The sequence below is a fragment of the Flavobacterium adhaerens genome, from assembly GCF_040045115.1.
Lineage (GTDB): Bacteria > Bacteroidota > Bacteroidia > Flavobacteriales > Flavobacteriaceae > Flavobacterium > Flavobacterium adhaerens.
The window spans coordinates 20371-45663 of record NZ_JBDLZX010000011.1; the positions used below are offsets into that span (position 1 = coordinate 20371).

General features: G+C 33.2%; 18 protein-coding genes. 15 read left to right on the plus strand and 3 right to left on the minus strand.

The window, feature by feature from the left end; all coding sequences use genetic code 11:
• The first annotated feature begins 368 nt into the window (after positions 1–368).
• From ABEB18_RS14305 to truB, 4 genes are all read left to right on the plus strand, one after another.
• Positions 369–1244, plus strand: a complete 876-nt coding sequence (locus ABEB18_RS14305; protein ID WP_348799994.1) for a cell division protein FtsX — start codon at positions 369–371, stop codon at positions 1242–1244.
• Between the two features lie 56 nt (positions 1245–1300).
• A complete protein-coding gene (locus ABEB18_RS14310; RefSeq protein WP_348799995.1) occupies positions 1301–1543 on the plus strand; it encodes a DUF3098 domain-containing protein in 243 nt (80 codons plus the stop codon).
• A 71-nt stretch (positions 1544–1614) separates the two neighbouring features.
• Positions 1615–2424: an undecaprenyl-diphosphate phosphatase gene (locus tag ABEB18_RS14315; RefSeq protein WP_348799996.1), complete on the plus strand. Its 810-nt coding sequence runs from the start codon at positions 1615–1617 to the stop codon at positions 2422–2424.
• A 2-nt stretch (positions 2425–2426) separates the two neighbouring features.
• Positions 2427–3128: a tRNA pseudouridine(55) synthase TruB gene (gene truB / locus ABEB18_RS14320; RefSeq protein ID WP_348799997.1), complete on the plus strand. Its 702-nt coding sequence runs from the start codon at positions 2427–2429 to the stop codon at positions 3126–3128.
• A gap of 311 nt (positions 3129–3439) precedes the next feature.
• Here the strand turns inward: truB and ABEB18_RS14325 are convergent, their stop codons facing one another.
• The gene (locus ABEB18_RS14325; RefSeq protein ID WP_348799998.1) at positions 3440–4072 is read right to left on the minus strand and encodes a thioredoxin family protein; all 633 of its coding nucleotides are present in this window, start codon (positions 4070–4072) and stop codon (positions 3440–3442) included.
• A 458-nt stretch (positions 4073–4530) separates the two neighbouring features.
• On the opposite strand from ABEB18_RS14325, the gene pyrH reads away from it, so the two are divergent.
• The 3 genes from pyrH to ABEB18_RS14340 all read left to right on the plus strand — a co-directional run bounded on the left by pyrH (position 4531) and on the right by ABEB18_RS14340 (position 7223).
• Positions 4531–5238 (plus strand): UMP kinase, encoded by a 708-nt coding sequence (pyrH, locus tag ABEB18_RS14330; protein ID WP_348799999.1) that lies wholly within the window; start codon positions 4531–4533, stop codon positions 5236–5238.
• Positions 5239–5295: 57 nt separating this feature from the next.
• Positions 5296–5859 (plus strand): ribosome recycling factor, encoded by a 564-nt coding sequence (gene frr / locus ABEB18_RS14335; RefSeq protein ID WP_348800000.1) that lies wholly within the window; start codon positions 5296–5298, stop codon positions 5857–5859.
• A 107-nt stretch (positions 5860–5966) separates the two neighbouring features.
• Positions 5967–7223 carry a BamA/TamA family outer membrane protein gene (locus ABEB18_RS14340; RefSeq protein WP_348800001.1) on the plus strand — a complete coding sequence of 419 codons (1257 nt, stop codon included), beginning with the start codon at positions 5967–5969 and terminating at the stop codon, positions 7221–7223.
• Positions 7224–7255: 32 nt separating this feature from the next.
• On the opposite strand, the gene ABEB18_RS14345 is transcribed toward ABEB18_RS14340, so the two are convergent.
• The gene (locus ABEB18_RS14345; protein ID WP_348800002.1) at positions 7256–9526 is read right to left on the minus strand and encodes a cation:proton antiporter domain-containing protein; all 2271 of its coding nucleotides are present in this window, start codon (positions 9524–9526) and stop codon (positions 7256–7258) included.
• Positions 9527–9723: 197 nt separating this feature from the next.
• Here ABEB18_RS14345 and ABEB18_RS14350 point away from each other — a divergent pair, with 197 nt between their 5' ends.
• From ABEB18_RS14350 to ABEB18_RS14365, 4 genes are all read left to right on the plus strand, one after another.
• Entirely contained in the window at positions 9724–12123 is a 2400-nt protein-coding gene (locus ABEB18_RS14350; RefSeq protein ID WP_348800003.1) for an efflux RND transporter permease subunit, read from the plus strand.
• Positions 12124–12475: 352 nt separating this feature from the next.
• On the plus strand, positions 12476–13909 hold the full coding sequence (gene asnS / locus ABEB18_RS14355) for an asparagine--tRNA ligase (protein WP_348800004.1): 1434 nt from the start codon (positions 12476–12478) through the stop codon (positions 13907–13909).
• A gap of 86 nt (positions 13910–13995) precedes the next feature.
• Entirely contained in the window at positions 13996–15459 is a 1464-nt protein-coding gene (gene rpoN / locus ABEB18_RS14360) for an RNA polymerase factor sigma-54 (protein ID WP_348800005.1), read from the plus strand.
• Positions 15460–15503: 44 nt separating this feature from the next.
• The gene (locus ABEB18_RS14365; RefSeq protein ID WP_348800006.1) at positions 15504–16109 is read left to right on the plus strand and encodes a hypothetical protein; all 606 of its coding nucleotides are present in this window, start codon (positions 15504–15506) and stop codon (positions 16107–16109) included.
• Here the strand turns inward: ABEB18_RS14365 and ABEB18_RS14370 are convergent.
• Positions 16104–16811 carry a porin family protein gene (locus tag ABEB18_RS14370; RefSeq protein ID WP_348800007.1) on the minus strand — a complete coding sequence of 236 codons (708 nt, stop codon included), beginning with the start codon at positions 16809–16811 and terminating at the stop codon, positions 16104–16106. The genes ABEB18_RS14365 and ABEB18_RS14370 overlap by 6 nt on opposite strands.
• Before the next feature lie 487 nt (positions 16812–17298).
• Here ABEB18_RS14370 and susR point away from each other — a divergent pair, with 487 nt between their 5' ends.
• The 4 genes from susR (at position 17299) to ABEB18_RS14390 (ending at position 25184) form a co-directional block, all read left to right on the plus strand.
• Complete coding sequence (gene susR / locus ABEB18_RS14375) at positions 17299–18981, plus strand: SusR family glycan utilization regulator (RefSeq protein WP_348800008.1); 1683 nt, start codon at positions 17299–17301, stop codon at positions 18979–18981.
• A 219-nt stretch (positions 18982–19200) separates the two neighbouring features.
• Entirely contained in the window at positions 19201–22224 is a 3024-nt protein-coding gene (locus tag ABEB18_RS14380; protein ID WP_348800009.1) for a SusC/RagA family TonB-linked outer membrane protein, read from the plus strand.
• Positions 22225–22236: 12 nt separating this feature from the next.
• Positions 22237–23718: a RagB/SusD family nutrient uptake outer membrane protein gene (locus ABEB18_RS14385; RefSeq protein ID WP_348800010.1), complete on the plus strand. Its 1482-nt coding sequence runs from the start codon at positions 22237–22239 to the stop codon at positions 23716–23718.
• Between the two features lie 11 nt (positions 23719–23729).
• Positions 23730–25184 (plus strand): SusE domain-containing protein, encoded by a 1455-nt coding sequence (locus ABEB18_RS14390; protein ID WP_348800011.1) that lies wholly within the window; start codon positions 23730–23732, stop codon positions 25182–25184.
• The last annotated feature ends 109 nt before the right edge of the window (positions 25185–25293 follow it).

Sequence of the window (25293 nt, forward strand, 5' to 3'; positions counted from 1 at the left end):
AACAATTTAAGGCTACTGAAACCAAAATACTAATCACTTTAAAGTTAAACATTTAAATCCAAATTTTACTTGTTTTTAGAACAGTTTGTCTTTTCTATTTTTTTACTGGCAGTTCAAACTGGTTCGCCCCGCTACGTTGCAAGAAACATATAAACCTTTTCGTAGAAACGGGTTTCAAACCCGTCTCTACAGAATAACGTAACAAAAACGAAACAATAACAGCTGAAAATGTCAATTCATTCTGCTTTTAAAAAAATATTGAACACAACTTTAAAGACAAAAAAATGAGTAAAATCAAAACTTTGATTGTTATTCACTTCAAATTAAAGAATATGTTTATTATTTTTACCCCATAATTACGATACACTATGGCTTCATCTTTTGAAAAATTTCAAAAACGCAGATTACTATCCTCTTATTTCTCGGTAGTATTAAGTATTTTCTTGGTATTATTCCTTTTGGGAATACTGGGATTTTTTATAATAAATTCCAGAAAACTAGCTGATGATTTCAAAGAAGAAATTGCAATGACCGTTTTTTTTAAAAACGAAGCCAACGACAGTATTATGAAAGCATTTGAAAGCGAAATTAAAACTGCAAAATTTGCAAAAACCTACACTTACGTTTCCAAAGAAGCTGCTGCCAAACAACACTCAGACATTATTGGCGAAGACTTCATGACTTTTTTGGGCGAAAATCCATTACAGAATTCTTATGACATTCATCTAAAAGCAAGATTTGTAGAGCGCGATAGCATTAACAAAATAGAAACTCGCTTGAGAAAAAACGAAATGATTTCGGATATTGTTTATGACAAACAATTAATCAATTTAGTAAATGACAACATCAACAAAGTCAGTATGTGGATATTAATTGTAAGTGGCTTTTTGACTGTTATTGCTGTTTTGCTAATTAACAGTTCGTTGCGTTTATCCATTTACTCCAACCGATTCATTATCAAAACCATGCAAATGGTGGGTGCTACAAAATCATTTATCAGAAAACCTTTTGTGATGCGAAGCATAAAACTAGGAATGATTGGAGCAGGTCTTGCCATCTTAGCTTTGATTGGTGTACTTATTTATCTAGAAAATAATTTCCCAAGTTTAGGAATTTTAGAAGACAAATTAGTTATTGTCACAGTATTGCTCGGCGTATTTGGAGTTGGTGTTTTGATAACTTGGTTGAGTACTTATTTTGCAACACAACGTTTCTTAAATTTAAGAACCGACGATCTTTATTAATTTTTAGATTGCAGATGTTAGATTGCAAATTTTAGATTTAAAAATACAATGACAAAATGAAAAAAAACGAAGAAACAAAACACGAATTTCTTTTCGATAAAGCAAACTATAAATTTTTATTTATTGGGATTGCTGTTATTACCCTTGGATTTATCCTAATGTCTGGTGGCGGAAGCGAAGACCCAAATGTTTTCAATGAAGAAATTTTTAATTTTAGAAGAATCCGTTTGGCTCCTACAACTGTTTTGATAGGTTTTGGAATCACGATTTATGCCATTCTTAAAAACCCGAAAAAATAGTAATCAGTAAGCAGTTGTTAGTTTGCAGAATTTTAACTCCAACTGATTACTAAAAACTGATCACAAAACAAATGAATACACTACAAGCCATTATAATTGCCATTGTAGAAGGGTTAACGGAATATTTACCTGTTTCTTCTACTGCCCACATGATCTTTACAAGTTCTTTTTATGGCATACAGGAAGATGATTTTGTAAAACTATTTCAAGTTTCTATCCAGTTTGGAGCAATTTTGGCTGTGGTAGTTTTATATTGGAAGAAGTTTTTCGACTTCAGTAAAATCAATTTTTATATCAAACTAGCTTGTGCAGTTGTTCCTGCATTAGTTTTAGGAAAGCTATTTGATGATAAAATTGAGGCCATTCTGGGAAATCCTATTCCAATTGCCATTGTTTTAATTCTAGGTGGAATCGTTTTACTTTTTATTGACAAACAATTCAAAAATCCAACAATTCTTTCGGAAGAAAACATAACTATAAAAAAAGCTGTAACTATAGGATTTTGGCAATGTTTAGCAATGATGCCAGGCACAAGCAGATCTGCTGCCTCTATAATAGGAGGAATGCAACAAGGTTTAGACAGAAAAACAGCAGCTGAATTTTCATTTTTCTTAGCAGTTCCTACCATGTTGGCTGTTACTACCTATTCTTTACTTTTAAAAACCTATGAAGTTTCTCAACTAAAAGGCTACGAATTACTAACCCAATCTTCAGAAAACCTTAAATTATTTTTGATAGGGAACGTTATTGCATTTGTAGTTGCAATTATTGCCATCAAATCATTTATTGAAATCATTAAAAAATATGGTTTTAAACCTTGGGGATATTACAGAATTGTTGCTGGAATACTTTTGTTAGTGTATTTTTCTTTAAATAAATAGTTTTGAAAACACCCGAAGATTTCTTAAACGGTCAAGTTCTATTAATTGACAAACCTTTACATTTTACTTCTTTTCAAGCAGTAAATAAACTAAAATACATTCTAATTAATAAAGTTGGTCTTCCAAAAAAGTTCAAAATTGGTCATGCAGGAACTTTAGATCCATTGGCCTCTGGCTTGTTATTAATCTGTACTGGAAAATTTACCAAAAAAATTTCAGAGCTACAGGGACAAGCCAAAGAATACACTGGTACTTTTTTTATTGGAGCCACTACTCCTTCTTACGATTTGGAAACCGAAATTAATCAAACTTTTGATACTTCGCACATTGACGAAACTCTAATTCATGAGACTGTAAAACAATTTTTAGGAGAAATTGATCAAAAGCCACCTGTTTTTTCAGCCATCAAAAAAGATGGAAAACGACTTTACGAGCATGCTCGAGCAGGTGAAGAAGTTGAAATTGCATCCAGAAAGACCACAATACACGAATTTGAAATTACCCGAATTGCGCTACCAGAAATTGACTTCAGAGTAGTTTGCAGTAAAGGAACATACATCCGTTCACTAGCTTATGATTTTGGACTCGCATTACATTCTGGAGCCCATTTGACGGTTTTAAGGAGAACCAAAATTGGCAACTACAGTGTAATCGATGCCGTCAATGTAAATGATTTCGAACAAAGCATTAGTCCTCAGGAATAACCAACAAAAAAACACATTACAAATATCCTGAATATTTACAATGTGTTTTGCTGTAGAAAAAAGTCTTATTTTAGGCTTTTACAACTGATAATCACCAGTTTTTTAATAATGAACTGCACTTTCGTTTCCAAAAATCAAATTCGATACATAATCATAAAATTTTTCAAATAATTTTTTCATAGCGCTGTTTTTTAATTGTTAAACAATCCTTTAAGACACCTAAAAAAAAGCAAATCAAAAAATAGTAGATCTAGTTACAAATCACTAAGTTACATATTTTTTTTAAAGGCATATGTGAAAAATAAATTAAATTATAAACACAGGTTTCTCTTCGAAAAACATTCCTCCAAATCACACATTTTGGTGGTAATTTCATCTTGCACAGACAACCCTTTATCATGTAAATACCATAACTGCAATTGCGCTTTGGCTTCATCATCAATTACCCCAAACTGTTCTCGATATTGTTGGATTAAATCAACAGCTCCTTTGGGTCTAGGCCCCCAATGATCGACAACTTTGCCTGTCTCTTTATCAACAATCAATAATTTAGGAATAGACTTGGCTCCATTGGTCAAAAAATCATTCATAACATCCTCATTGGCATCTCGCAAAATAATTCTTAGTTTTATCTTTTCGGATTCATTTGCCATTTTATTAATGATGGGCAAAATTTGAGCTGCATCTCCACACCATCCTTCACTAATAACCACCCAAATATATTCTTTCTCTAATCCATTTAAAACCAAACTACATTCTGGGGAAATGACAATTGTTTTGTCTAACCTCTTTAGCCTACTTTGATTTAAAGTAGAATAATGCAATAAATTTTCGGACTGAATAGCGCCTGTAGATTTCCCCTCAGACAATAATTGAGTTATCAAATCTTTGTATTCTTCATAAGAAAAACTATTAAATAAAGCCGTTGCTATAGAACTTTTCATATTGTATTAAATTTAAGTTTTAGAGATTCGCACTGAATTATTAATTTCTTTGATTTTAATAACCTTTTCTTAGAAAAAATCAATACCAACATCCCATCTGTTATTATTTGAAACAAATTTAAAACCATAATAAGACAAAAAAAGTGATAAAAATCATTGAAAATCAGCTAAAAGACACTTATACTTTTTAAAGCCCTCTTGGGGTAAGCAAAGTTTTTTTTGATTGAAATGCAAACTGGGTATATTTTTGCTTTGCCACTTTCTAAACAGAATACTCATGCCCTTTAAAATAAATTGCATGAAAAAAGGCAATCAAACTTATTTTGAATATTTAAGATGTTCTTTTTTCAAAAAAAAACAGAATATGTATATATTTGCACAAATTTCGCAACATCAAAACAATGGTTGCGTAATTTACTTTCAACAAACGAAAGGTGACCTTAAAAACAAACTGACTAATGAAATACAAAAGAATCCTTCTAAAATTAAGCGGTGAAGCTTTAATGGGTGAATTACAATACGGTATAGACCCAAAACGATTGGCCGAATATGCCGATGAAATCAAACAAATTCATGACAAAGGAGTAGAAATCGCTATCGTAATTGGAGGAGGAAACATTTTTAGAGGTGTAGCTGGGGCAAGCAAAGGAATGGACAGAGTACAAGGTGACTATATGGGAATGCTCGCAACTGTTATAAACGGTATGGCATTACAAGGAGCTCTTGAAGACAAAGGAATGAAAACCCGTTTACAGACTGCCTTAAAAATGGAATCTATTGCAGAGCCTTATATCAAAAGAAGAGCTGATCGTCATTTAGAAAAAGGAAGAATTGTAATTTTTGGAGCAGGAACAGGAAACCCCTATTTTACAACAGATACAGCAGCTGTATTACGAGGAATAGAAATCAATGCTGATGTAATATTAAAAGGAACTCGAGTTGATGGAGTTTATGATTGTGATCCTGAAAAAAATCCATCAGCAGTTAAATTTGACTTTATTTCTTTTGATGATGTCCTAAAAAAAGGATTGAATGTAATGGATACCACAGCATTCACATTAAGTCAAGAAAACAAATTACCAATAGTAGTTTTTGATATGAACAAAAACGGAAATCTATTAAAAATCTGTAACGGAGAAAACATAGGAACGGTAGTAAACATATAGTTTTTTGGTTTAGGCGCAGCAAGCAACCACATTCTAAAAAATACAAATCATATAATTATGACAGAAGAAATTGAGTTCATATTAGAAAGCACAGAAGAATCTATGACAGGTTCTATTGAGCATTTAGAAAAAGCATTCTTGAATATTAGAGCAGGAAAAGCTTCTCCAGCAATGTTAGGTAGTGTTTTTGTAGATTACTATGGATCGGCATCACCTTTGTCTCAAGTATCTAAAATAAGTACTCCAGACGCTAGAACCATCACATTGCAACCATTTGAAAAAAGCATGTTACATCCTATTGAAAAAGCGATTATGATTGCTAATTTAGGATTTAACCCTATGAACAATGGCGACATGATAATCATTAGTGTACCACCTCTTACTGAAGACAGGAGACGTGAACTTGCCAAACAAGCAAAATCCGAAGCAGAAGATGCCAAAATTGGAATTCGAAATGCAAGAAAAGAAGCTAATACAGATATCAAAAAACTAGAAAAAGAAGGCACTTCTGAGGACATTTGTAAAAGTGCAGAAGAAGAGGTTCAAAATCTTACCAACTCGTATATTAAAAAAATTGACGAACTTCTAGTGCTAAAAGATGCCGAGATAATGAAGGTGTAATCCTTTTATGAAATATTCATTAAATCTGTCTTGTTTTTATAAAATGAGACAGATTTTTTTTTAAAATGTTGTTTCTTTATCCCAAAAAGAATCATAATAAATTGTAAGTGAGCCGTAAAATTATTTTCAAAAACGTATTTTCTTTAGCAATATCATTGCTACTGTTGTACTGTCAAAACTCATTTGCGCAAACAGACAATGACTCGTTAAGTAGTTGCCCCATTAAATCGCTTCCGGAATTCTTCAAAAAGAAAGATTCAGTATTTGTGGTAAAACCTCTAAAAAATGATTTTTTATTAGTATTGCCAGTACTTTCGGTACAACCTGCCAATGGCTTTATTTACGGAGGTATTGGCCAATACACGTTTAAGGACAAAAAACCAGACGACAAATACTCGACAGCCTATTTGATGGCTACATATACTACAAAAAATCAAGTTTTAATAGACTTAAAAAACAATTTAATATTGCATCACAACAAACTCTATTTGGGCGGTGATTGGCGTTATTATAAATTTTCACAAAAAAACTACGGCTTAGGATCGGATATTCTTCCAAAGGGAGAACCCAATTTCACTATCGAATCTATAGCTGAACCTATGAAATACAACTATTTCAAATTACATCAAACAGGCTCTATATTGGTGGCCGATAATTTATTTATAGGTGGCGGTATTCATCTTGATGGGTATTCAAATATTAAGGATCAAAATCTAGATGTTTCAAACAACCAACTCACCCAACACTATCAATACAACACTAAACATGGTTTTAGCACAGAAAAATATTTTATAAAAGGAATTAGTGCCAATTTGATATACGATTCTAGAGACAACATTGTAAATCCAAACCACGGATGGTTTGCCAATGTAAATTATAGAAGTAATTTAAAAGTACACCAAAATGGCCCTGAAACCTCGATATTGTTTACCGAACTCAAATATTATATCCCGTTGAGCAAAACTAATATGCAACACGTTTTGGCTTTTTGGGCTTATGGACAATTTTTGACAAAAGGGACTCTACCCTATTTAAATTTACCTTCAATAGGATGGGATCAGCAGAGTCGATCCGGCAAAGGATACACACAAGGTTTACTACGCGGACAAGACTTGTGTTATTTTGAAACAGAATATCGATTCCCTATAACCTGTAATCAATTACTGAGCGGTACTGTTTTTACCAGCTTTACGACTACAAGTGATCGGGATCGAAATATTGAGATTTTAAATTACATTCAACCTGCTATAGGTTTCGGATTGCGATTATTAATAGACAAAGCAACCAAAACCAATGTCATGGCGTCCTATGCTTGGGGACATCATACCCAAAGTTTCTATATAAATACTGGGGAAAGTTTTTAAAATTGGCAATATATTTAATGGAAAAATCACCGTTAAGACTTAATAATCAACACCGAAGGCACTGCACTTAACCATTCCGGGCTTTCACTCAATAAATCTATCCAACTGTCCAAACTCACAATCATTAAATCTTGCATTGCCAAAAATTCATTGTACAAGATCGATTCATTATTTAAAATTACATTCTTAGGGAATTTTTGTTTCAGAGAACCAATGGCACTTTCTATAACAAAATTAGATTCCATATGTCCATTCATATCCAAAAAGGCAACAATTGTATTATTATTATAAATTAGTTTTTGGGCATAATCAATCAAAAAGGAATCTTCGGCTTTGTAAATTGGAACAAAAACTTTGTTTACTTCTTTTAAATCCTTGTCGATTAATACTCCTATTGGTAACTTAACTCGGGAAACTATTTGTCGTGTTCTCTCTTCAAAAGGAGAATTGACAAACAGTCCTTCTTTACCAGTAAATTTGTCCAGTAATCGCTCTGGGTTGATAATTCGAGTGGTAAAACCAATTACTTTTCCTAGAATTGTTCCCTCAAAAATAGATTTCCCCAGACCAACTAACAACAAATCATAATCCCCTTGATTGGCAATATCTACAATCTCATTTTCGACATCGAGTGTTGGTTTAAAAACAGTACTAATCTCTTGGTCTAAAGTAGCTGCCTCTTTCATAATTGGATTAAAGCTACTTTTCTCTTTATCTTCCATATTAAAAGAATGCATCTCGTCACTTAATGACAAATGCAATGCTGTTATACTTGTAGATTCTTTTTGTTTTTTGACCAAACTATGGGCCAACCGAAGCAAAGACTTCCCTTTTTCATTATTGCCAAAAGAAATCAAAACTCTGTATTTACTTTGGTCTATTTCCTCTTCATTCTCGGTGCTATCACTGGTTTTAAATATAAAATTGATAAGATCTAGGGCGGGACCAGTCATAAAAGTGGTCACTAACGCCATGATAACCATCATCGTAAAAACTTCAGTAGTTAGAACTCCCAGAGCCAATCCGATATTCAAAACCACCAATTCCATCAAACCTCTAGTATTCATCAAGGCACCAATAGTAAGGCTGTTTCTCCAACTTTGTCCAACAAATTTTGCGGCCAATGCACTACCAAAAAACTTACCTACTACCGCAACCAGTATAATTAATCCAGTAACTTTCCATAGGTACGGCTCGTTTATCAATCCAATTTCGGTACGCAATCCTGTAAAAACAAAAAACAATGGAAGCAACAAAATAACCGAAACATCTTCAACTTTAGCAATGAAAACGGTTCTAAACTTTGGCACATCTGGCATGATTGCCCCCGTCATAAAAGCTCCAAAAAGCGCGTGAATTCCAATTAATTCAGTAGCATAAGAAGATATTATCAATATCAAAAAGAAGATTGCCACCACAGGTTTACTTAAACTATCTTTAGAACCGTACAACTCCCCTATCCTTTTTAAGAACGGTTTTACCAAGTAAATCATTAGTAGGACATAAATAGCTGCTAATGAAATGATATACATCGAACTCTCGAAAGTTCCTGCTTTTACAATGGCAATAACAACAGCTAGCAAACACCAAGCAGTAATATCATCGGCAGCAGCACAAGTAATAACTATGGCACCCAACTTTGTTTTGTGCATCCCCCTTTCCTGAACGATTCTCGCCAAAACTGGAAAAGCAGTTATACTCATTGCAATTCCCATAAATAAGCTAAACGAAAGAAAGTTAGTCCCCTCTGGAGCGAAACGATTATATACCAAATAAGCCAAACCAATTCCTAATGCAAACGGAATCACTATACTCGCATGGCTGATTACAATAGCTTCTTTGGCCCTGTTTTTTAGCACCTTGATATCGAGCTCCATACCAATAACAAACATAAAAAGTATAAGTCCGATTTGACTTAAAAATTTTAAATTTTCTAAAGAATTTTCCGGAAACAGAGCCTGAAAAAAATCGGGAAAATACATCCCTAATAAAGATGGCCCTAGAGCAATTCCTGCAATGATTTCACCAATAACTGTAGGCTGACCAATCTTTTTGAAAACCCAACCAAAAAGGCGAGCTACCAGAATAATCATTATAATTTGTGCCAACAAAATAGCCAAAGGCTCTTGAACATTGTGAACCATTGAAGTTAGAAATTCGCTCCAAGAATCACTATTTGCACCAGTATTGATCCCTACTTTATTTCCTTCAAGATTTTTACCTTCACGTACTATCCAATAGATCAATGCTGTAAACCCTCCTGTCACTCCAAAATAAAACAATGTATTCTTGTATTTTTTCATACTTATAGCATTAACTATTTTACTTATTTCAAGGCGCTAAAATGAGAATTTCAAATATATAATTTATAACGCACAAATTATCTTATTGTAAATAAAAACAAACACATTTTTAAAGCAACCTTAACATTCATAAATACAAAGAACCTCTCAAGAAATAAAACTGTTTTCACTACATTTGCAACCATTTTAAAACTCGTATGAAAAAGATATTAAAAGTGGGTTTTTGGGAATTTATAGCCCGAATTGTACTTAAAAACAGAATCACAATACTTGGACTTATTTCGCTTACAACATTTTTTTTGTGTTTGCAATGGAAAAATATCCGATTTACATTTACCGAAGCCAATCTGCTTCCGGATGATAACATTGTCAACACGGAATACAACACTTTTTTGAAAGAATTTGGAGAAGAAGGAAATTTAATTGTTGTAGGTATAAAAGACAAAGCTTTTTTTACACCGAAAGTTTTTACAGCTTGGAATAAATTAATGACCGATTTGAAATCACAAAAAGAAATCGATTTGGTTGTATCGGTTAGTGATTTAAAAAAAATACAAAAAAATGAAGCTACAGAAAGCTTTGAATTAGCTCCTTTTGTAGATCAAATCAAGACCAAAAATCCTAAATATCTTAATGAAATTAAAGATGATTTGTTTACGAAAATGCCTTTTTATGAAGGGTTACTTTTCAACCAACAAGGTACGATACGATCAGCAATATACATGGATAAAAAAATCGTAAATACGGTTGCTCGTAAAGATTTTATCCTTCAAAATTTTATCCCAAAAATTGAAGCTTTCGAAAAAGAAACTGGTGTTGATTTGCGCGTTTCAGGGATGCCGTATATTCGAACGCTCAATGCCAAAAGTATCACCGATGAAATCAGTCTATTTATTGGTGCTTCTTTGTTCATCACTTCATTAATATTCTTTTTCTTTTTCCGTTCCTATAGAGCAACTTTAATTTCGATGATAATTGTAATTATCGGAGTAATGTGGACATTTGGGTTACTTGGTTTATTCAATTACGAAATTACAGTCTTAACAGCTATAGTACCATCATTAGTGATTGTAATCGGAATTCCAAACTGTATCTTTCTAACCAACAAATATCAACAAGAATACAAAGCACACGGAAATAAAGCCAAGGCATTGCAACGTGTCATCACCAAAGTAGGAACCGCTACCCTGATGACTAATCTAACAACTGCTGCTGGTTTTGCCACTTTTATCATCACCAATAGTGAGCTACTAAAAGAGTTTGGTATCATTTCGTCTATAAGTATCGTTGCTCTTTTCTTTTTATGTCTGATTATAATTCCAATTTATTACAGCTATCAACCTGTTCCTAAAGAGCAACATTTGGAACATTTGAGCCGTAATTACACCCAGAAATTCATGACTTGGATAGAAAAAACAGTTAGATACAACCGTCGTTATGTATATACTGTCGCCATTATTCTATTTATAATTAGCTGTTTTGGAGCTATGACTATCAAAACTTCTGGTAGTTTGATTGAAGATATGCCTCAAAATACAGGTTTTTTTAAAGATATTGTCTTTTTTGAAAATGAATTTAATGGGGTAATGCCATTGGAAATCACGATAGACACCCAACGAAAAAAAGGAGTTATGAAGCTTTCTACCATGAAAAAAATGGACGAGCTTCAGAAAGCAATCGAGGAAATACCAGAATTATCTAAACCCATTTCGATTTTAAACTTAGTTAAATACTCCAAACAAGCCTACTACAACGGTAATCCTGATTATTACGAATTACCAACATCCCAAGAACAGGCTTTCATTTTGAGTTATGCTAAAAATGGAACCAAGAACACCAACGAAAACATCATGAAAAGCTACGTGGACAGTACGGGACAAGTTGCCCGCATCACTACTTTTATGAAAGATATTGGTACTGGAAATATGGGAAAAATTGAAGATAAACTTTGGAAAAAAATTAACACCATTTTCCCTCAAGACCGCTATAAAGTGGTTATGACTGGAAAAGCTTTGGTATTTGAAAAAGGAACCCAATATTTATTGAACAATTTGGTAAGTTCGCTTTTGTTTGCCGTTTTTCTAATAGCATTGTTAATGGTTTTCATGTTCCGCTCTTTCAAAATGGTGGTAGTATCATTAATACCAAATATATTACCTCTAATGATTACTGCAGGATTAATGGGTTATTTTGGCATACCGCTTAAACCATCTACTATATTGGTTTTCAGTATTGCATTTGGTATTTCGGTAGATGACACCATACACTTTTTGGCACAATACCGTCAGGAACTCAATCGCAACAACTGGAAAATAAAAAAATCCGTTTATGCTACATTGGAAGAAGCAGGGGTTAGTATGTTTTATACCTCGGTAGTTTTATTTGCAGGATTTTCTGTATTTATGTTATCCGATTTTGGAGGAACTGTAGCTCTTGGAGGATTGATTGCAATTACACTTGCTTTCGGAATGTTATCTAATTTAATGTTATTACCTTGTTTGGTTCTAACCCTAAACAAATCATTGGCCAACCAACAAGAATTTATCGAACCCAAAATTCATGTTTTAGAAAATCCTGATGAAACAGAAGACAACTAATTACAATTAGAACAACACATATAAATCCCATCTAAAACCAGATGGGATTTATATTTTGAGACAAATTATTATGAAAAAAAACAATGCTCTCAAGGAAATCATATATCTTAAAAGATGAAAAAAGTACTAAAGCCTAGCCCCGATAGCAGTGAAAATCCTTTTTATTCCGATTTTTGATCGGAATAAAAAGATTGCAACGAATAGCGGGAAATTGCTCCTAAAACCATCAATTTTGCAACGCATAACTCAATTAGTTAACTTTTCATTTAAAACAAAAGAATTATATTTGCAGATGAATTACAGATTGTTTTTCCTACCCCAATTCAAAAAAATTTAAAATCCTAAAATTAAAATGAAACACACGAAAGTTAAAGACTTATTAAACAGCAACTCGACACTTCACGAAGTAAATGCAAAAGGATGGGTTAGAACTTTTAGAAATAATCAGTTTATTGCCCTAAATGATGGTTCGACTATCAATAACATTCAGTGCGTTGTCAATTTTGAAAATACTCCAGACGAAACCTTAAAAAGAATTACTACTGGCGCAGCCATTTCGGTAACTGGGACTTTGGTCGAAAGCAAAGGAGCTGGACAGAAATATGAAATCCAAGTAAACAAACTTGAAATCCTTGGTGATTCTGATGCCGAGAAATTCCCAATGCAACCCAAAAAACACTCTTTGGAGTTCTTGCGTGAGAATGCTCATTTGCGTGTGCGCACAAACGCTTTTGGTGCTATTATGCGTGTACGTTCAGTTTTATCATTTGCAGTACATCACTATTTTCAGCAAAAAGGGTTTGTGTATGTAAATACTCCAATCATCACAGGAGCCGATGCCGAAGGTGCAGGCGAAATGTTTCAAGTAACCTCTCTACCACTAAACAATTTGCCTAAAAACGAAGAAGGTAATATTGATTACAAAAAAGATTTCTTTGGAAAACATACTAACTTGACCGTTTCGGGACAATTAGAAGGCGAAACTTTTGCCATGGCTTTGGGACAAATTTACACTTTTGGACCAACCTTTAGAGCTGAGAACTCTAATACATCTCGTCACTTGGCCGAATTTTGGATGATTGAGCCAGAAGTTGCTTTCAATAACTTGGATGACAACATGGATCTTGCTGAAGATTTTATTCAGTATGTGATAAAATACGCTTTAGACAATTGTGCCGATGATTTAAAATTCTTAGAAAGTCGTTTATTAGAAGAAGAAAAATCAAAACCACAAGCTGAAAGAAGCGAAATGAGTTTGTTAGAAAAATTAAATTTCGTTTTAGACAACAATTTCAAAAGAGTATCTTATACAGAAGCTATTGATATTTTAAGAGATTGTACTCCAAACAAAAAGAAAAAATTTCAATACATTATCAACGAATGGGGAGCCGATTTACAATCTGAACACGAACGCTATTTGGTTGAAAAACACTTTAAATCGCCTGTAATTTTATTTGATTATCCAGCCAATATCAAAGCGTTTTATATGCGTTTAAATGAAGATGGCAAAACCGTTCGTGCAATGGATATCCTTTTCCCTGGAATTGGAGAAATTGTAGGAGGCTCGCAAAGAGAAGAACGATATGATGTTTTGGTCGAAAAAATGAAAGCCTTAGGAATAGATGAAGAAGAATTATGGTGGTATTTAGACACTAGAAAATTTGGATCGGCAGTTCACTCCGGTTTCGGACTAGGATTCGAAAGATTAGTGCTTTTTGTAACTGGAATGACAAACATTCGTGATGTAATTCCTTTTCCAAGAACTCCGCAAAATGCTGAATTTTAAAAAAGTTTAAAATTGTTTAAAGTTGTTTAAAAGCAATACAACAACTTTAAACCTTAAATATTTAAACCATTTAAACAAAAAAACAAATGCTAAAGCAATTTTTAAATTTAAAAATATCACAGAAATTATCTCCACAACAAATTCAGTTGATGAAGCTAATTCAGTTACCTACGCAAGCATTTGAACAGCGATTATTAGAAGAAATGAATGAAAATCCTGCTCTAGAATCTGGTAAAGAGGAGGAATACGAAAAAGACGAATACGACACCGAAGAATATGACGATTATGAAGATTCTGAAGCTGACAGAATTGAAGCTGAAGACATCAACATAGACGAATATTTGAGTGATGACGACACTCCAGATTACAAAACACAAACCAACAATTATAGCGACGACGAGGAAAACAAAGAAACCCCATTTGCAGCAGCAATCAGTTTTCACCAAGACCTCATCAATCAATTGAATACTTTTATCCTAAGTGATGAAGAGCGTGATATTGCCGAATTTTTGGTTGGAAGTATTGATGACACAGGATATATCCGAAGAAGTATCACCGACTTAGTAGATGATATGGCCTTTACTCAAGGAATTTACACCACCGAAAAAGAGGTTGAATCTATCTTACACGTCATTCATGAATTAGAGCCTACTGGCGTGGGAGCTCGTGACTTGCAAGAATGTTTGTTGTTGCAACTCAAACATAAAACTCCAACAGAATCTATAGAAAATGCCACTATCATCATCGAACAACATTTTGATGCCTTTGTGAGAAAGCATTATGACAAATTGATTCAAAAACTCAGCATTTCAAACGAGCAACTTAAAAATGCTATTCACGAAATAGAGCGTCTTAATCCTAAACCAGGTGGTTCATTTTCGGGAAATTCAAAAATTACCGAAAACATAGTTCCTGACTTCACCATTCGAATTGTGGATGGCGAACTAGAACTTACCTTAAATGGTCGAAATGCTCCTTCTTTGCACGTTTCCAAAGATTATCAGGAAATGATGCAAACCTACAAAGAATCGAAAGACAAATCCAGTTCGCAGAAAGATGCTATTCAGTTTATCAAACAAAAATTGGATTCGGCCAAATGGTTTATCGATGCTATCAAACAACGCCAAGATACTTTGTTTGTAACCATGAATGCCATTATGCATTATCAAAAAGAGTATTTGCTCGACGGTGACGAAACCCGATTACGGCCAATGATTCTAAAAGACATTGCCGATATGATTGGCCTGGATATTTCTACTGTTTCTAGAGTCGCCAACAGCAAATATGTCGAAACCCCTTATGGCACCAAGTTGATAAAAGAATTCTTTTCGGAAGCAATGAAAAACGACCAAGGAGAAGAAGTTTCCACACTCGAAATCAAAAGGATATTACAAAACACCATCGAAGAAGAGGACAAAAAAAATCCACTCCCAGATGATCTTTTGGCCGAAATACTCAAAGAAAAAGGATACCCTATTGCCCGAAGAACGATAGCCAAATATAGAGAACAACTGGAAATTCCTGTGGCTCGCATGAGAAAAAAATTGTAATTTTATAAATTTGGTTTTTTTACTTTCTTCAAACTCCTTTTACATTGAAAAAAATACTTGTCCTATTTTCATATATCTTTCATCCGCTTTTCACACCAGTACAAGCCTGTTTTTTATATTTTTGGTTTCACAGTACCGATTATGACTTCAAACAAATCGTTCCTTTTTTTTGGCAAATTGCCATTATTACGATAATGATTCCGATGATTTTGTATTATCTACTACGTTTTACTGGCAAAGTAGATTCTATAATGATAGCCAATTTAGAACAGCGTAAAATTCCGCTAATCTTTCAAAGTTTTATAATCATCCTATTACTCCGCAAAAGCATTCCATTAGAACACTATCCCGAATTGCATTTTTTTTTCATAGGTGCTTTATTTAGCACCTTAATCGCTTTGGGGCTGCTCTATATTAAATTTAAAACTAGCTTACACATGCTAGCACTTTCAGCTCTAACTGTTTTTGTTTTTGGAATGAATATTCATATGCAAACCGGAAACATATACCTTGTTCCCTTTTTTCTGCTAATGAATGGTTTTTTGGCCTCATCACGATTGATTATGCAAGCGCATACTCCCAATGAATTAATTATTGGTGTGTTTGTAGGTAGTGTCCCTCAAATACTGTTTCTTTTCTTGTGGTTATAAAATATAGAAAATAACACCCAAACTTAGTGTATTCATATCAATAGAGACTCCGTCTATTTGCGCTGATTGTTTAAAAAGGGAATTAAAATTATAGGCTACTTGTAAATTAAAAGCACTATAACCGATGGAAACATAAGCTCCATATAAAAATTCTTCAAAATCTTTATTCCCTTTTATAACTATTTTTTGAGCTCTATCATCAAATACCGATTTATCATACAACAAATAACTTACCTTAAAACCTCCATACAATCTAAAAAACTGAAAAGTCTCAGGTGTCGAATTACGCCATCTTAATTCAACTGGAAATTCAACTCTTAATTGTTCAAATCTGTTTTTGTTATAATTCTGATCGGAAGGTATTACACTATAAACTGGAGACTTATTTGTTCCAGTTATTGCCATATTTTGAATGTAATTATTGAAAGTAAAACCAATACCAGGAGCGATAGCAAAAGTTCTTTTTTTATTTAAAGGAAAATCTCTCAAAAAACCTGCCCCAAAACCAAATGAAATTTTATCTTGCTCTACATCCTCTGGCTTTTTTATAATTGAATTGTAATTAAGCTGGGCATAAAACTGATCCTCACGATAAAGGCTATCATGTTTAATCACTAAAGTATCTATAGCAAAAGTTGTTTCCTGAGAAAATCCATTAAAAATCGACAAAAAAAGAAAACAACTAAGAAAGATTCGCATCATTGGTGTGAGAGTTAAAATAAGACCAAAATAAAAAAGTATCAAAACTTTTAAATATTGCTGTTACAAATATCATAAAAAAAGCTCAACCTATTAAGATTGAGCTTTTTTATTTTTCTGGCAGAGAGAAAGGGATTTGTTCATCTTTCGGAAGCCGTATCCACACTGGGCTATCAAGCCCTATCAAAATGAGTGCACCGAATTATTTGATATTGTAAAAAAACTTTTAATTAAGTAAAAAATGAGTTAGAATAGAAAATCTAATTCATAACTAATTAACCTGCCTGTATTTGATAATTCACTTCAAATGCAGACAGGTTTTTTCAGGTCAAGACAAACATATACCATCTAAATTTTAAAATAATTATGCTATAATAATACATATATTTACATTTCGAGTTTACTTAGAACGCACGCATATTACAACTCATCTTCTTCTTTTTAGAGAAAAAGAACAATGCTACTTAATTGATTTTAATTCATATTGGAAATGACAAAATTATTCCCATCAAAACAGCTAAACATTTTAATCAAGATTATATTTTTAACTTATACTTCATTATCAGCCCAAGAAAGCAAGTTAAATTCATTAATCCATATCATCGAGAATTCATCAAAATATGATAAAGAAAGAAAAGCTGAAATTGACAGCATTCGAACAATTTTAAAAAAAACTAAAAAAATTGACCTATTATCACTTTATCATTTGAATACTGAAATGTTTTATCGCTATAAAGTTTTTCAACGTGATTCAGCATTTTATTATGGAATTCAGGCTAAAAATTTGGCATACCAATTAAATAATAAATCCTTTATAGCTAATGCCAATATGAATCTGGCTGATATTTGTGTGTCATCAGGAATGTATAAAGAAGCATTGGATTTTCTGGAACCCTCGAAAATAGACGAAAAAAATTCCAATTACGATGCTTTTTATTATGGCATATTAGGACGTTGTTACGGCGACATGGCAGAATACAGCAATACTCCTTATTTTAATAAGCAATATTTAGATTTAGCACATATATATCGGGAAAGAGCACTTTTACTAACAGAAGACGGTTCTTTTTTTCATTATTTTTTAAAAGCATTTAATAAATCCAAAGATGGTAAATTACATGAATCCCTTTCAGATTTTAATGCTCTTTTAAAAAAAAACAATCAACCTCATGATCAAGCTTTAGTTCATTATATGCTTGGTGAATTACACCAACAATTAGGAGAAAATGACATAGCAATTACACATTTTACAGACGCCGTAATTTCAGATATTAAAACCGCTACAAAAGAATCATTGGCAATTATTAAACTTTCTGAACTTTTATTTAAAAAAGGAGATTTGAATAAAGCCTCAATTTTAATCAAAAAAGCAAACGAAGACGCTTCCTTTTACGGCGCCCAACAACGAAAAATACAGGTTGGCGCAATATTACCCCTTGTAGAACAAGAAATTCTTAAAATTGTAGAGAAAGAAAAACAACGAATTTATTGGCAATATCTCATTACTAGTTCTTTTTTAGTCTTAGCTATTAGTTTTGGAATTATTTTCTATTATCAATTTAGAAAATTAAAGAAAGCGAAAAAGATTATTCTAGAAGCACATAAAAACTTGAAAAACAGTAATAAACTATTAGTGAGTGTTAATGAAAAAATTAAATCACGTAACATTGAAATTAAACAAACTAATAAACAATTACTGGAAGCCAATAAAATTAAAGAAGAATATTTAGGTTTATTTTTTACGCAATATGATGCTATTTTCGAAAAATTTAATTCTTCGATAATGAATATAAAAAAACATATTGATGAACAAAATTATGAGAAAGTAAAACAGCATATTTCCAATTATAATTTAAAACGTGAAAAAGAGAAATTATTAGAAAACTTTGATACTGCATTCATAAATCTTTTTCCCAATTTTATTAATGAATTCAATTCATTGATGAAAGATGAAAATAAAATCAGACTGAAAGAGGAACAAATTCTTACGAAAGAATTACGAATCTACGCTTTAATTCGATTAGGAATTACACAAAATGAAATTATAGCGCAGATTTTAGGGTATTCTGTAAATTCGATTTATGCATATAAAACAAAAATCCGCAATAATTCAGTAATAAACAAGGATGATTTTGACCAAAAATTACTCAAAAATACCACTTTAAGATTATAAAAAACACACTTTTTTCTATATGGTCTTTATGGATTGTTTGTGTTTAAAATGTTGTTTATCATGTACTTAATTACTTTGTTAACTTAAAATTAACTAATTTTTTCTATACACTTTTTTTGAGCAGTATTCGCTGCAGGTTATTTATGCATTTTTGTATCGGTTGTGTTCAATATTAACCCAATCAAATGCTATTTTAACTAAACTCAAAATTAATGTATTATGAAAATTAAATTATTTAATAGGTCCAAAATCGACCTGTTATTATTAGTTTTTCTTGTTATTCCTTTTATCGGGATTGCACAAGAAACTAAAACCAAATTAATCGGGAAGGTTCTAGATGAATCTAACAAACCTCTTCCTGGTGCTACAGTTTTAGTAAAGAATTCAAACCAAAGTATGAGTACGGATTTTGATGGTAAATTTAATTTTTTACTGTCTGAGAAAAACCCAATCATTGTAGTTTCTTACCTCGGATACAAAACGATTGAAGTAAAAGCAAATGGTGAAGATTTTTTAGAAGTAAAATTAGTACAGGAGTTAAATTCTCTAAATAATGTGGTTGTAATTGGGTATGGACAAGTGAAGTCAAAAGATTTAACAGGTTCTATATCTACAGTAAAATTAGCTGATTTAAGTAAACAACCGGTAGCAAATATTGGTGAAGCGATCCAAGGACGCGCTGCAGGAGTTCAGGTAATTACTAGCGGACAGCCAGGAAGTAATCCAACATTTAGGATTAGAGGAACAGGTACCATAGGTAATAATGATCCTTTAATTGTTGTGGATGGAATGCCTTTGACTGGAGGTTTGAACCAAGTTAATATGAATGATGTGGAGAGCTTACAAGTTCTTAAAGACGCATCTTCAACAGCCATCTACGGCGCAAGAGGTGCTAATGGTGTTGTAATTATTACGACAAAGAGAGGAGTTGTTGGAAAATCAAATTTAACTTTTAATGTATCAACCGGAATTTCGGAGGCTACCGATATGCTTCATGTTTTGGATGCATCACAGTTTGCAAGCTTGCATAATGATATATTAAATAATGCAGGTTTAGCCCCAAATCCAGATTTTCAAAACCCTGTTGCTTTAGGCAAAGGAACAGACTGGGTAGATGCTTTTTTTAATGCGGGATTTCAAAGAGACTATACATTAGCCTATTCAGCAGGAAATGAAAAGACCAAAACGTATACTTCTTTAAACCTATTTGACCAGAAAGGGGTGATTCTAAATACCGGTTATAAAAGATACATTTTGCAGTTCAACAGTGATACTAAAATTTCGAATAATTTGAAATTTGGAAACAGTATAAAATTAAATCATGATGTGAAAAATCAGGGTGATTTTAATATTCAAACTGCATTACTTTCGTTACCGACACAACCGATATACAGAGAAGATGGTGACTTTTCAGGTCCAATCGGGCAACCTCTTTATTCCGGTGATTTAGATAACCCTATCGGAAAAGCAACTATTGTTGACAATTCTACCAGAGGGTATAATTTTCAAGGGAATTTATTTGGAGAACTTACTTTCCTTAAAGATTTTAAGTTTAAAACTTTGTTAGGAGGTGAAGCAAATTTTTGGAAAAACAGAACTTGGGTTCCTTCTTATGCGTGGGATAACAAAGTTAGTCAAAATGCTTATTTATCTGAATCATCAAATCAGTCCATTACTTTGCTTTGGGACAATACGTTGACCTATCAAAAAAGTTTTACTAATGATATGAATTTGACAGCTGTGGTAGGAACAAGTGCACAAGAGAATAAATTTGAATACATCAGTGGATCCATTCAGAATTTTCCTAGTGAGAACACACAAACTTTAAATAATGGAATTGACCAAGCAACTTTACACGGAAGCGGTTCAGAATGGTCAATATTCTCCTTTTTTGCCAGAGCCAATTTTGATTATAAAAACAAATATTACGTAACGGGTACTGTTAGACGTGATGGTTCTTCGAGATTTGGTGAAGGAAATAAATACGGAACTTTCCCGTCAGGTTCACTAGCATGGAGAATTTCAAATGAGAGTTTTTTCAAATCAAAAGTTATAAATGATTTGAAGTTAAGACTAGGGTATGGAATTACTGGAAATCAGGAGATAGGGAATTATTCGTTTTCTTCAAATTACAATACGTACTTGTATAATTTCAATAATTCATATGTAAGCGCAGCTATACCAACAGTTTTACCAAATTCAAATGTAAAGTGGGAATCGCAGGAACAATTCAATGCTGGAGTGGATGCAAATTTTTTTGATGACAGAATCAATGTGACTTTCGACGCCTATATTAAAAACACCAATGATATGTTGGTTCCTCAAACTGTACCGGTAACTTCTGGTTATTCAGATATTTATGTTCCGTACATCAATGCCGGTAAAATTCAAAATAAAGGAATTGAACTGGTAATCAATACCAAAAATATACTAAAAGAAAAATTTTCATGGACCTCTGATTTTGTTTTCTCAGTAAATAGAAACAAAGTAATTGATTTGAATGGTGATGTTCCATTGATCACTGGAGGTCTAGGATTGAACTACAATGTATCCAGAATTCAAGAAGGATATCCAGTTAATGTATTTTATGGCTATGTACAAGACGGGATTTTTCAAAATCAAAAGGAAATTGATGATCATGCCATACAAGTTCCAGGATCTTCATCAAGTAATAGTACTTCTCCCGGGGATATTCGATTTAAAGATTTAAATAATGATGGTTTAATTAACGATTCGGACAGAACTTTTATTGGAAATCCAAATCCTGATTTCTCAGGATCTCTAAACAATACTGTAAACTACGGCAATTTTAGTTTTGTATTGTATTTGCAAGGGGTTTATGGAAACGACCTTTTTAATGCCAACAGGCTTTACACCGAAGCAATGTCAATTACCACGAACCAATCTACGGCTGTTTTAGACAGGTGGACCGCTCCTGGAACCAGTGACAGCATGCCAAGAGCTGTTTATGGTGATCCAAATAATAATAACAGAGCTTCATCCAGATATATTGAAGATGGATCTTACCTGAGAGTTAAAAACATAACACTTTCCTATAAAATTCCTTTAGACCCAGCTGGTAAAAAAGTTTTCGATAATGTAAAAGTGTATTTGTCAGGACAAAATTTATACACATTTACAAAGTATACAGGTTTTGATCCAGAGGTTTCAACTAATGGAATAGATAATAATGTTTATCCTTTAACAAGAACAGTTTCTCTTGGTTTAAATGTTGGATTTTAAAAATAAAGAAAAATGAAATTTATAAAGAAAATAGCTTTTGTAGCAGCAATTATTGCATGCACACAATGTTCGAATGATTTTTTAGACAAAGTTCCTTTGGATACAATTAATACATCCAATTATCCGACAAATGCGACGGAATTAATCACGATTGTAAATGGTGCATATCAACCTTTACAATGGCCTAAGTTATACAATATGCGAATGTGGACCTCTGATATCATGGCAGGAAACAGCATTGTAGGAGCAGGAGGAGGATCTGATGGTATTGAAACACAAGATATGGCAAATTTTACCACTACAACTGACAATCAAGGTGTCTTGGATATTTGGAGAGGCCCATGGCCGGGAATTTTGATGGCAAATACTGTTTTAAAGGTAGCTCCGAATTTAGCGATTGATGAAAATATAAAAAACCGGTCAATGGGGGAAGCTTATTTCTTAAGAGCTCATTACTACTTTATTTTGGTGCGATATTTTGGTGATGTGCCCTTGATTACTGAGCCAGGAAGTTCTGATACAGATTTATACCCTTCTAGGGTTTCCAAAGATTTGGTTTATCAACAAATTATTTCTGATTTAGAAAACGCTGCTGCATTGTTACCTAATAAAAGTGAGTATTCTGGCAGTGACATTGGTAGAGCCAATAAAGGAGCTGCATTAGGTGAATTAGCTGAAGTTTATCTTACACTTGGGAACAATTGGCAAAAAGTAGTAGATCTTACAGCTAAGGTAGAAAGCCTTGGGTTTAGGTTAAATCTTAACTATGTTGACAATTTTAACCCTAATACAGAAAACTCTGTCGAGTCTCTTTTTGAAGTGCAATATGCTAGTGATGGAGGTTATAGTTTTTGGAGTAATGAAAATCAAGCTTCGTGGACGAGTCCATTTATGGGGCCAAGAGGAGCAAATTTTGTAGGTGGTGGATATGGATGGAATCAACCAACACAAGAGTTCTTCGATAATTATGAAACAGGCGATAAACGAAAAGACATAACAGTTCTGTACGACGGAGCGCCTCAATTTGATGGGAAGTCCTATCAGGCTTCCTATTCAGCTACTGGTTACAATGTGAGAAAGTTTTTGATTCCATTGAGTGTTTCCGCTTCCTATGATAATAGTCCTATGAATTTCCCAATATTACGTTTTTCAAGTATTCTTTTAATGAAAGCGGAGGCGTTAAATGAATTGGGGCAAACTGCGCAAGCTGAAATTCCATTGAATAAAGTTAGAAACCGTGCTGGACTTCCAAATGTTGCTTCTGGTTTAAGCAAAGAGCAGTTTAGAGAAATTGTTTTGCACGAAAGAAGAATAGAATTGGCTTTTGAAGGACAAAGATGGTTTGATTTAATACGTGTAAACAATGGACAGTATGGGCTTGATTTTCTGCATTCGATAGGAAAAACAAATGCGACTCAGAAACATTTATTATTTCCAATTCCTCAGATAGAAAGAGACAGAAATCCGAATTTAACCCAGAACCCTGGATATTAAAACATAGTAGTATGAAAAAGAATATTTTTATAAAAACAGTTTATGTACTTAGTGCCTTACTGATGGCATTATTAAATACATCTTGTGAAGATACCTTGTCTGACCCCATATTTGAGTATAACAACGAATTAAAACTGACGGTTTCCCACTCGGATTTAGTACTTCAGGAGTCCAAACAGAATGATAAATTGACTTTTAATTGGACTACGGGAACCAATAAAGGAACTAGTGCTTCCATTAGTTATAAATTACAAATTGATAAAGCAGAGAATAACTTTGCGAATGCAGTGGAATATGATTTAGGTGTCAATGTTTTTTCACAGTCACTGACGGTTAAGAATTTGAACTTTATTTTGCTAAATACTTTTGGACTTACACCAGGAGTGTCTCAGAATTTTGAAGCTAAAATTATTGCAACGGTTGCCGGCTTAGAAGAAGAGCCACAAGTTTCGGTAGTTCCTTTTTATTTGACCGCTTATCAACCTGTTTCGGAGACATTATTTTTGGTCGGAGATGCTTCACCAAACGGTTGGGATATTGCTAATGCTATTGAAATGACTCCTTCAACATCTAATCCTGGAGTGTTTGTTTACCAAGGTTCTTTAAGCACAGGATCGTTTAAATTACCGGTAAGCAGAGATGGCTGCTGGTGTCAGGATTTTTATACACGTGACGCTACAGATGCGACTAAAATAGTACATAATATAGCTGGAAGTGGTGATGATTTGAAATGGGAAATTACCCAAGGAGGGCAATATAAAGTAACGGTAAATTTATTTGACTTAGCTATTTCTATTGAAGCAGTAAGTGCTCCGCCATTTTCTAATATTTACATTGTTGGCGATGCATCTCCTAGCGGTTGGAATATAGATTCGCCACAGGCTTTTACACAAAGTAGTTCCAATCCATTCATCTTTACTTATGAAGCGCATTTAAGTGCTGGAAGTTTTAAAATTCTAGCTGGTTCAACTGGGAACTGGTGTGGAGAATGGTATCGTCCTTTAACGGATGGTCAGGCTTTAACTTTGACAGATGTAGAACAAAATTCAGGTTGTAATCCGGATAATAAATGGACAGTTTCTTCCTCGGAAGCTGGTAGATATAAAATTACTTTAAACACAGCCAATAATACCATTAGTATTCAAAAAATAAATTTATACATCATTGGTGATGGAGGACCTAATGGATGGAATATGAGTACTCCTTCTCCTATGACCTATTCAAACGGTGTTTATACATTTACAGGTCAATTAAATGTGGGAGAATTTAAAATTTCGAAATTCAAAGGAGATTGGTGCGATGGAGATTGGATTAATGCAGCAACAGCTAACCAGTCTATATCAGATGGTAGTTATATTATTAATAATGGTTGTAATAATGGTCCAGACAATAAATGGAAAGTGCAGACAGCCGGAATACATACAATTTCCATAAACTTAGATACACAGCTTATAACAATTAATTAGATAGAGATTGATTTGTCTCTTGCAACAGTGTCATTGTTTTAATGACACTGTTGTTTTAATTCTAAATTCTCTTTTATGAAATCGCCATTAACAGTGAGTTTGTTGCAAA

Bases quoted from the DNA above. Each gene is read 5' to 3' on its own strand.
- ABEB18_RS14305 (WP_348799994.1), top strand. From the start codon at position 369: ATGGCTTCATCTTTTGAAAAATTTCAAAAACGCAGATTACTATCCTCT.
- ABEB18_RS14310 (WP_348799995.1), top strand. From the start codon at position 1,301: ATGAAAAAAAACGAAGAAACAAAACACGAATTTCTTTTCGATAAAGCA.
- ABEB18_RS14315 (WP_348799996.1), top strand. From the start codon at position 1,615: ATGAATACACTACAAGCCATTATAATTGCCATTGTAGAAGGGTTAACG.
- ABEB18_RS14325 (WP_348799998.1), bottom strand. From the start codon at position 4,072: ATGAAAAGTTCTATAGCAACGGCTTTATTTAATAGTTTTTCTTATGAA.
- pyrH (WP_348799999.1), top strand. From the start codon at position 4,531: ATGAAATACAAAAGAATCCTTCTAAAATTAAGCGGTGAAGCTTTAATG.
- frr (WP_348800000.1), top strand. From the start codon at position 5,296: ATGACAGAAGAAATTGAGTTCATATTAGAAAGCACAGAAGAATCTATG.
- ABEB18_RS14345 (WP_348800002.1), bottom strand. From the start codon at position 9,526: ATGAAAAAATACAAGAATACATTGTTTTATTTTGGAGTGACAGGAGGG.
- ABEB18_RS14350 (WP_348800003.1), top strand. From the start codon at position 9,724: ATGAAAAAGATATTAAAAGTGGGTTTTTGGGAATTTATAGCCCGAATT.
- asnS (WP_348800004.1), top strand. From the start codon at position 12,476: ATGAAACACACGAAAGTTAAAGACTTATTAAACAGCAACTCGACACTT.
- rpoN (WP_348800005.1), top strand. From the start codon at position 13,996: ATGCTAAAGCAATTTTTAAATTTAAAAATATCACAGAAATTATCTCCA.
- ABEB18_RS14370 (WP_348800007.1), bottom strand. From the start codon at position 16,811: ATGATGCGAATCTTTCTTAGTTGTTTTCTTTTTTTGTCGATTTTTAAT.
- susR (WP_348800008.1), top strand. From the start codon at position 17,299: ATGACAAAATTATTCCCATCAAAACAGCTAAACATTTTAATCAAGATT.
- ABEB18_RS14380 (WP_348800009.1), top strand. From the start codon at position 19,201: ATGAAAATTAAATTATTTAATAGGTCCAAAATCGACCTGTTATTATTA.
- ABEB18_RS14385 (WP_348800010.1), top strand. From the start codon at position 22,237: ATGAAATTTATAAAGAAAATAGCTTTTGTAGCAGCAATTATTGCATGC.
- ABEB18_RS14390 (WP_348800011.1), top strand. From the start codon at position 23,730: ATGAAAAAGAATATTTTTATAAAAACAGTTTATGTACTTAGTGCCTTA.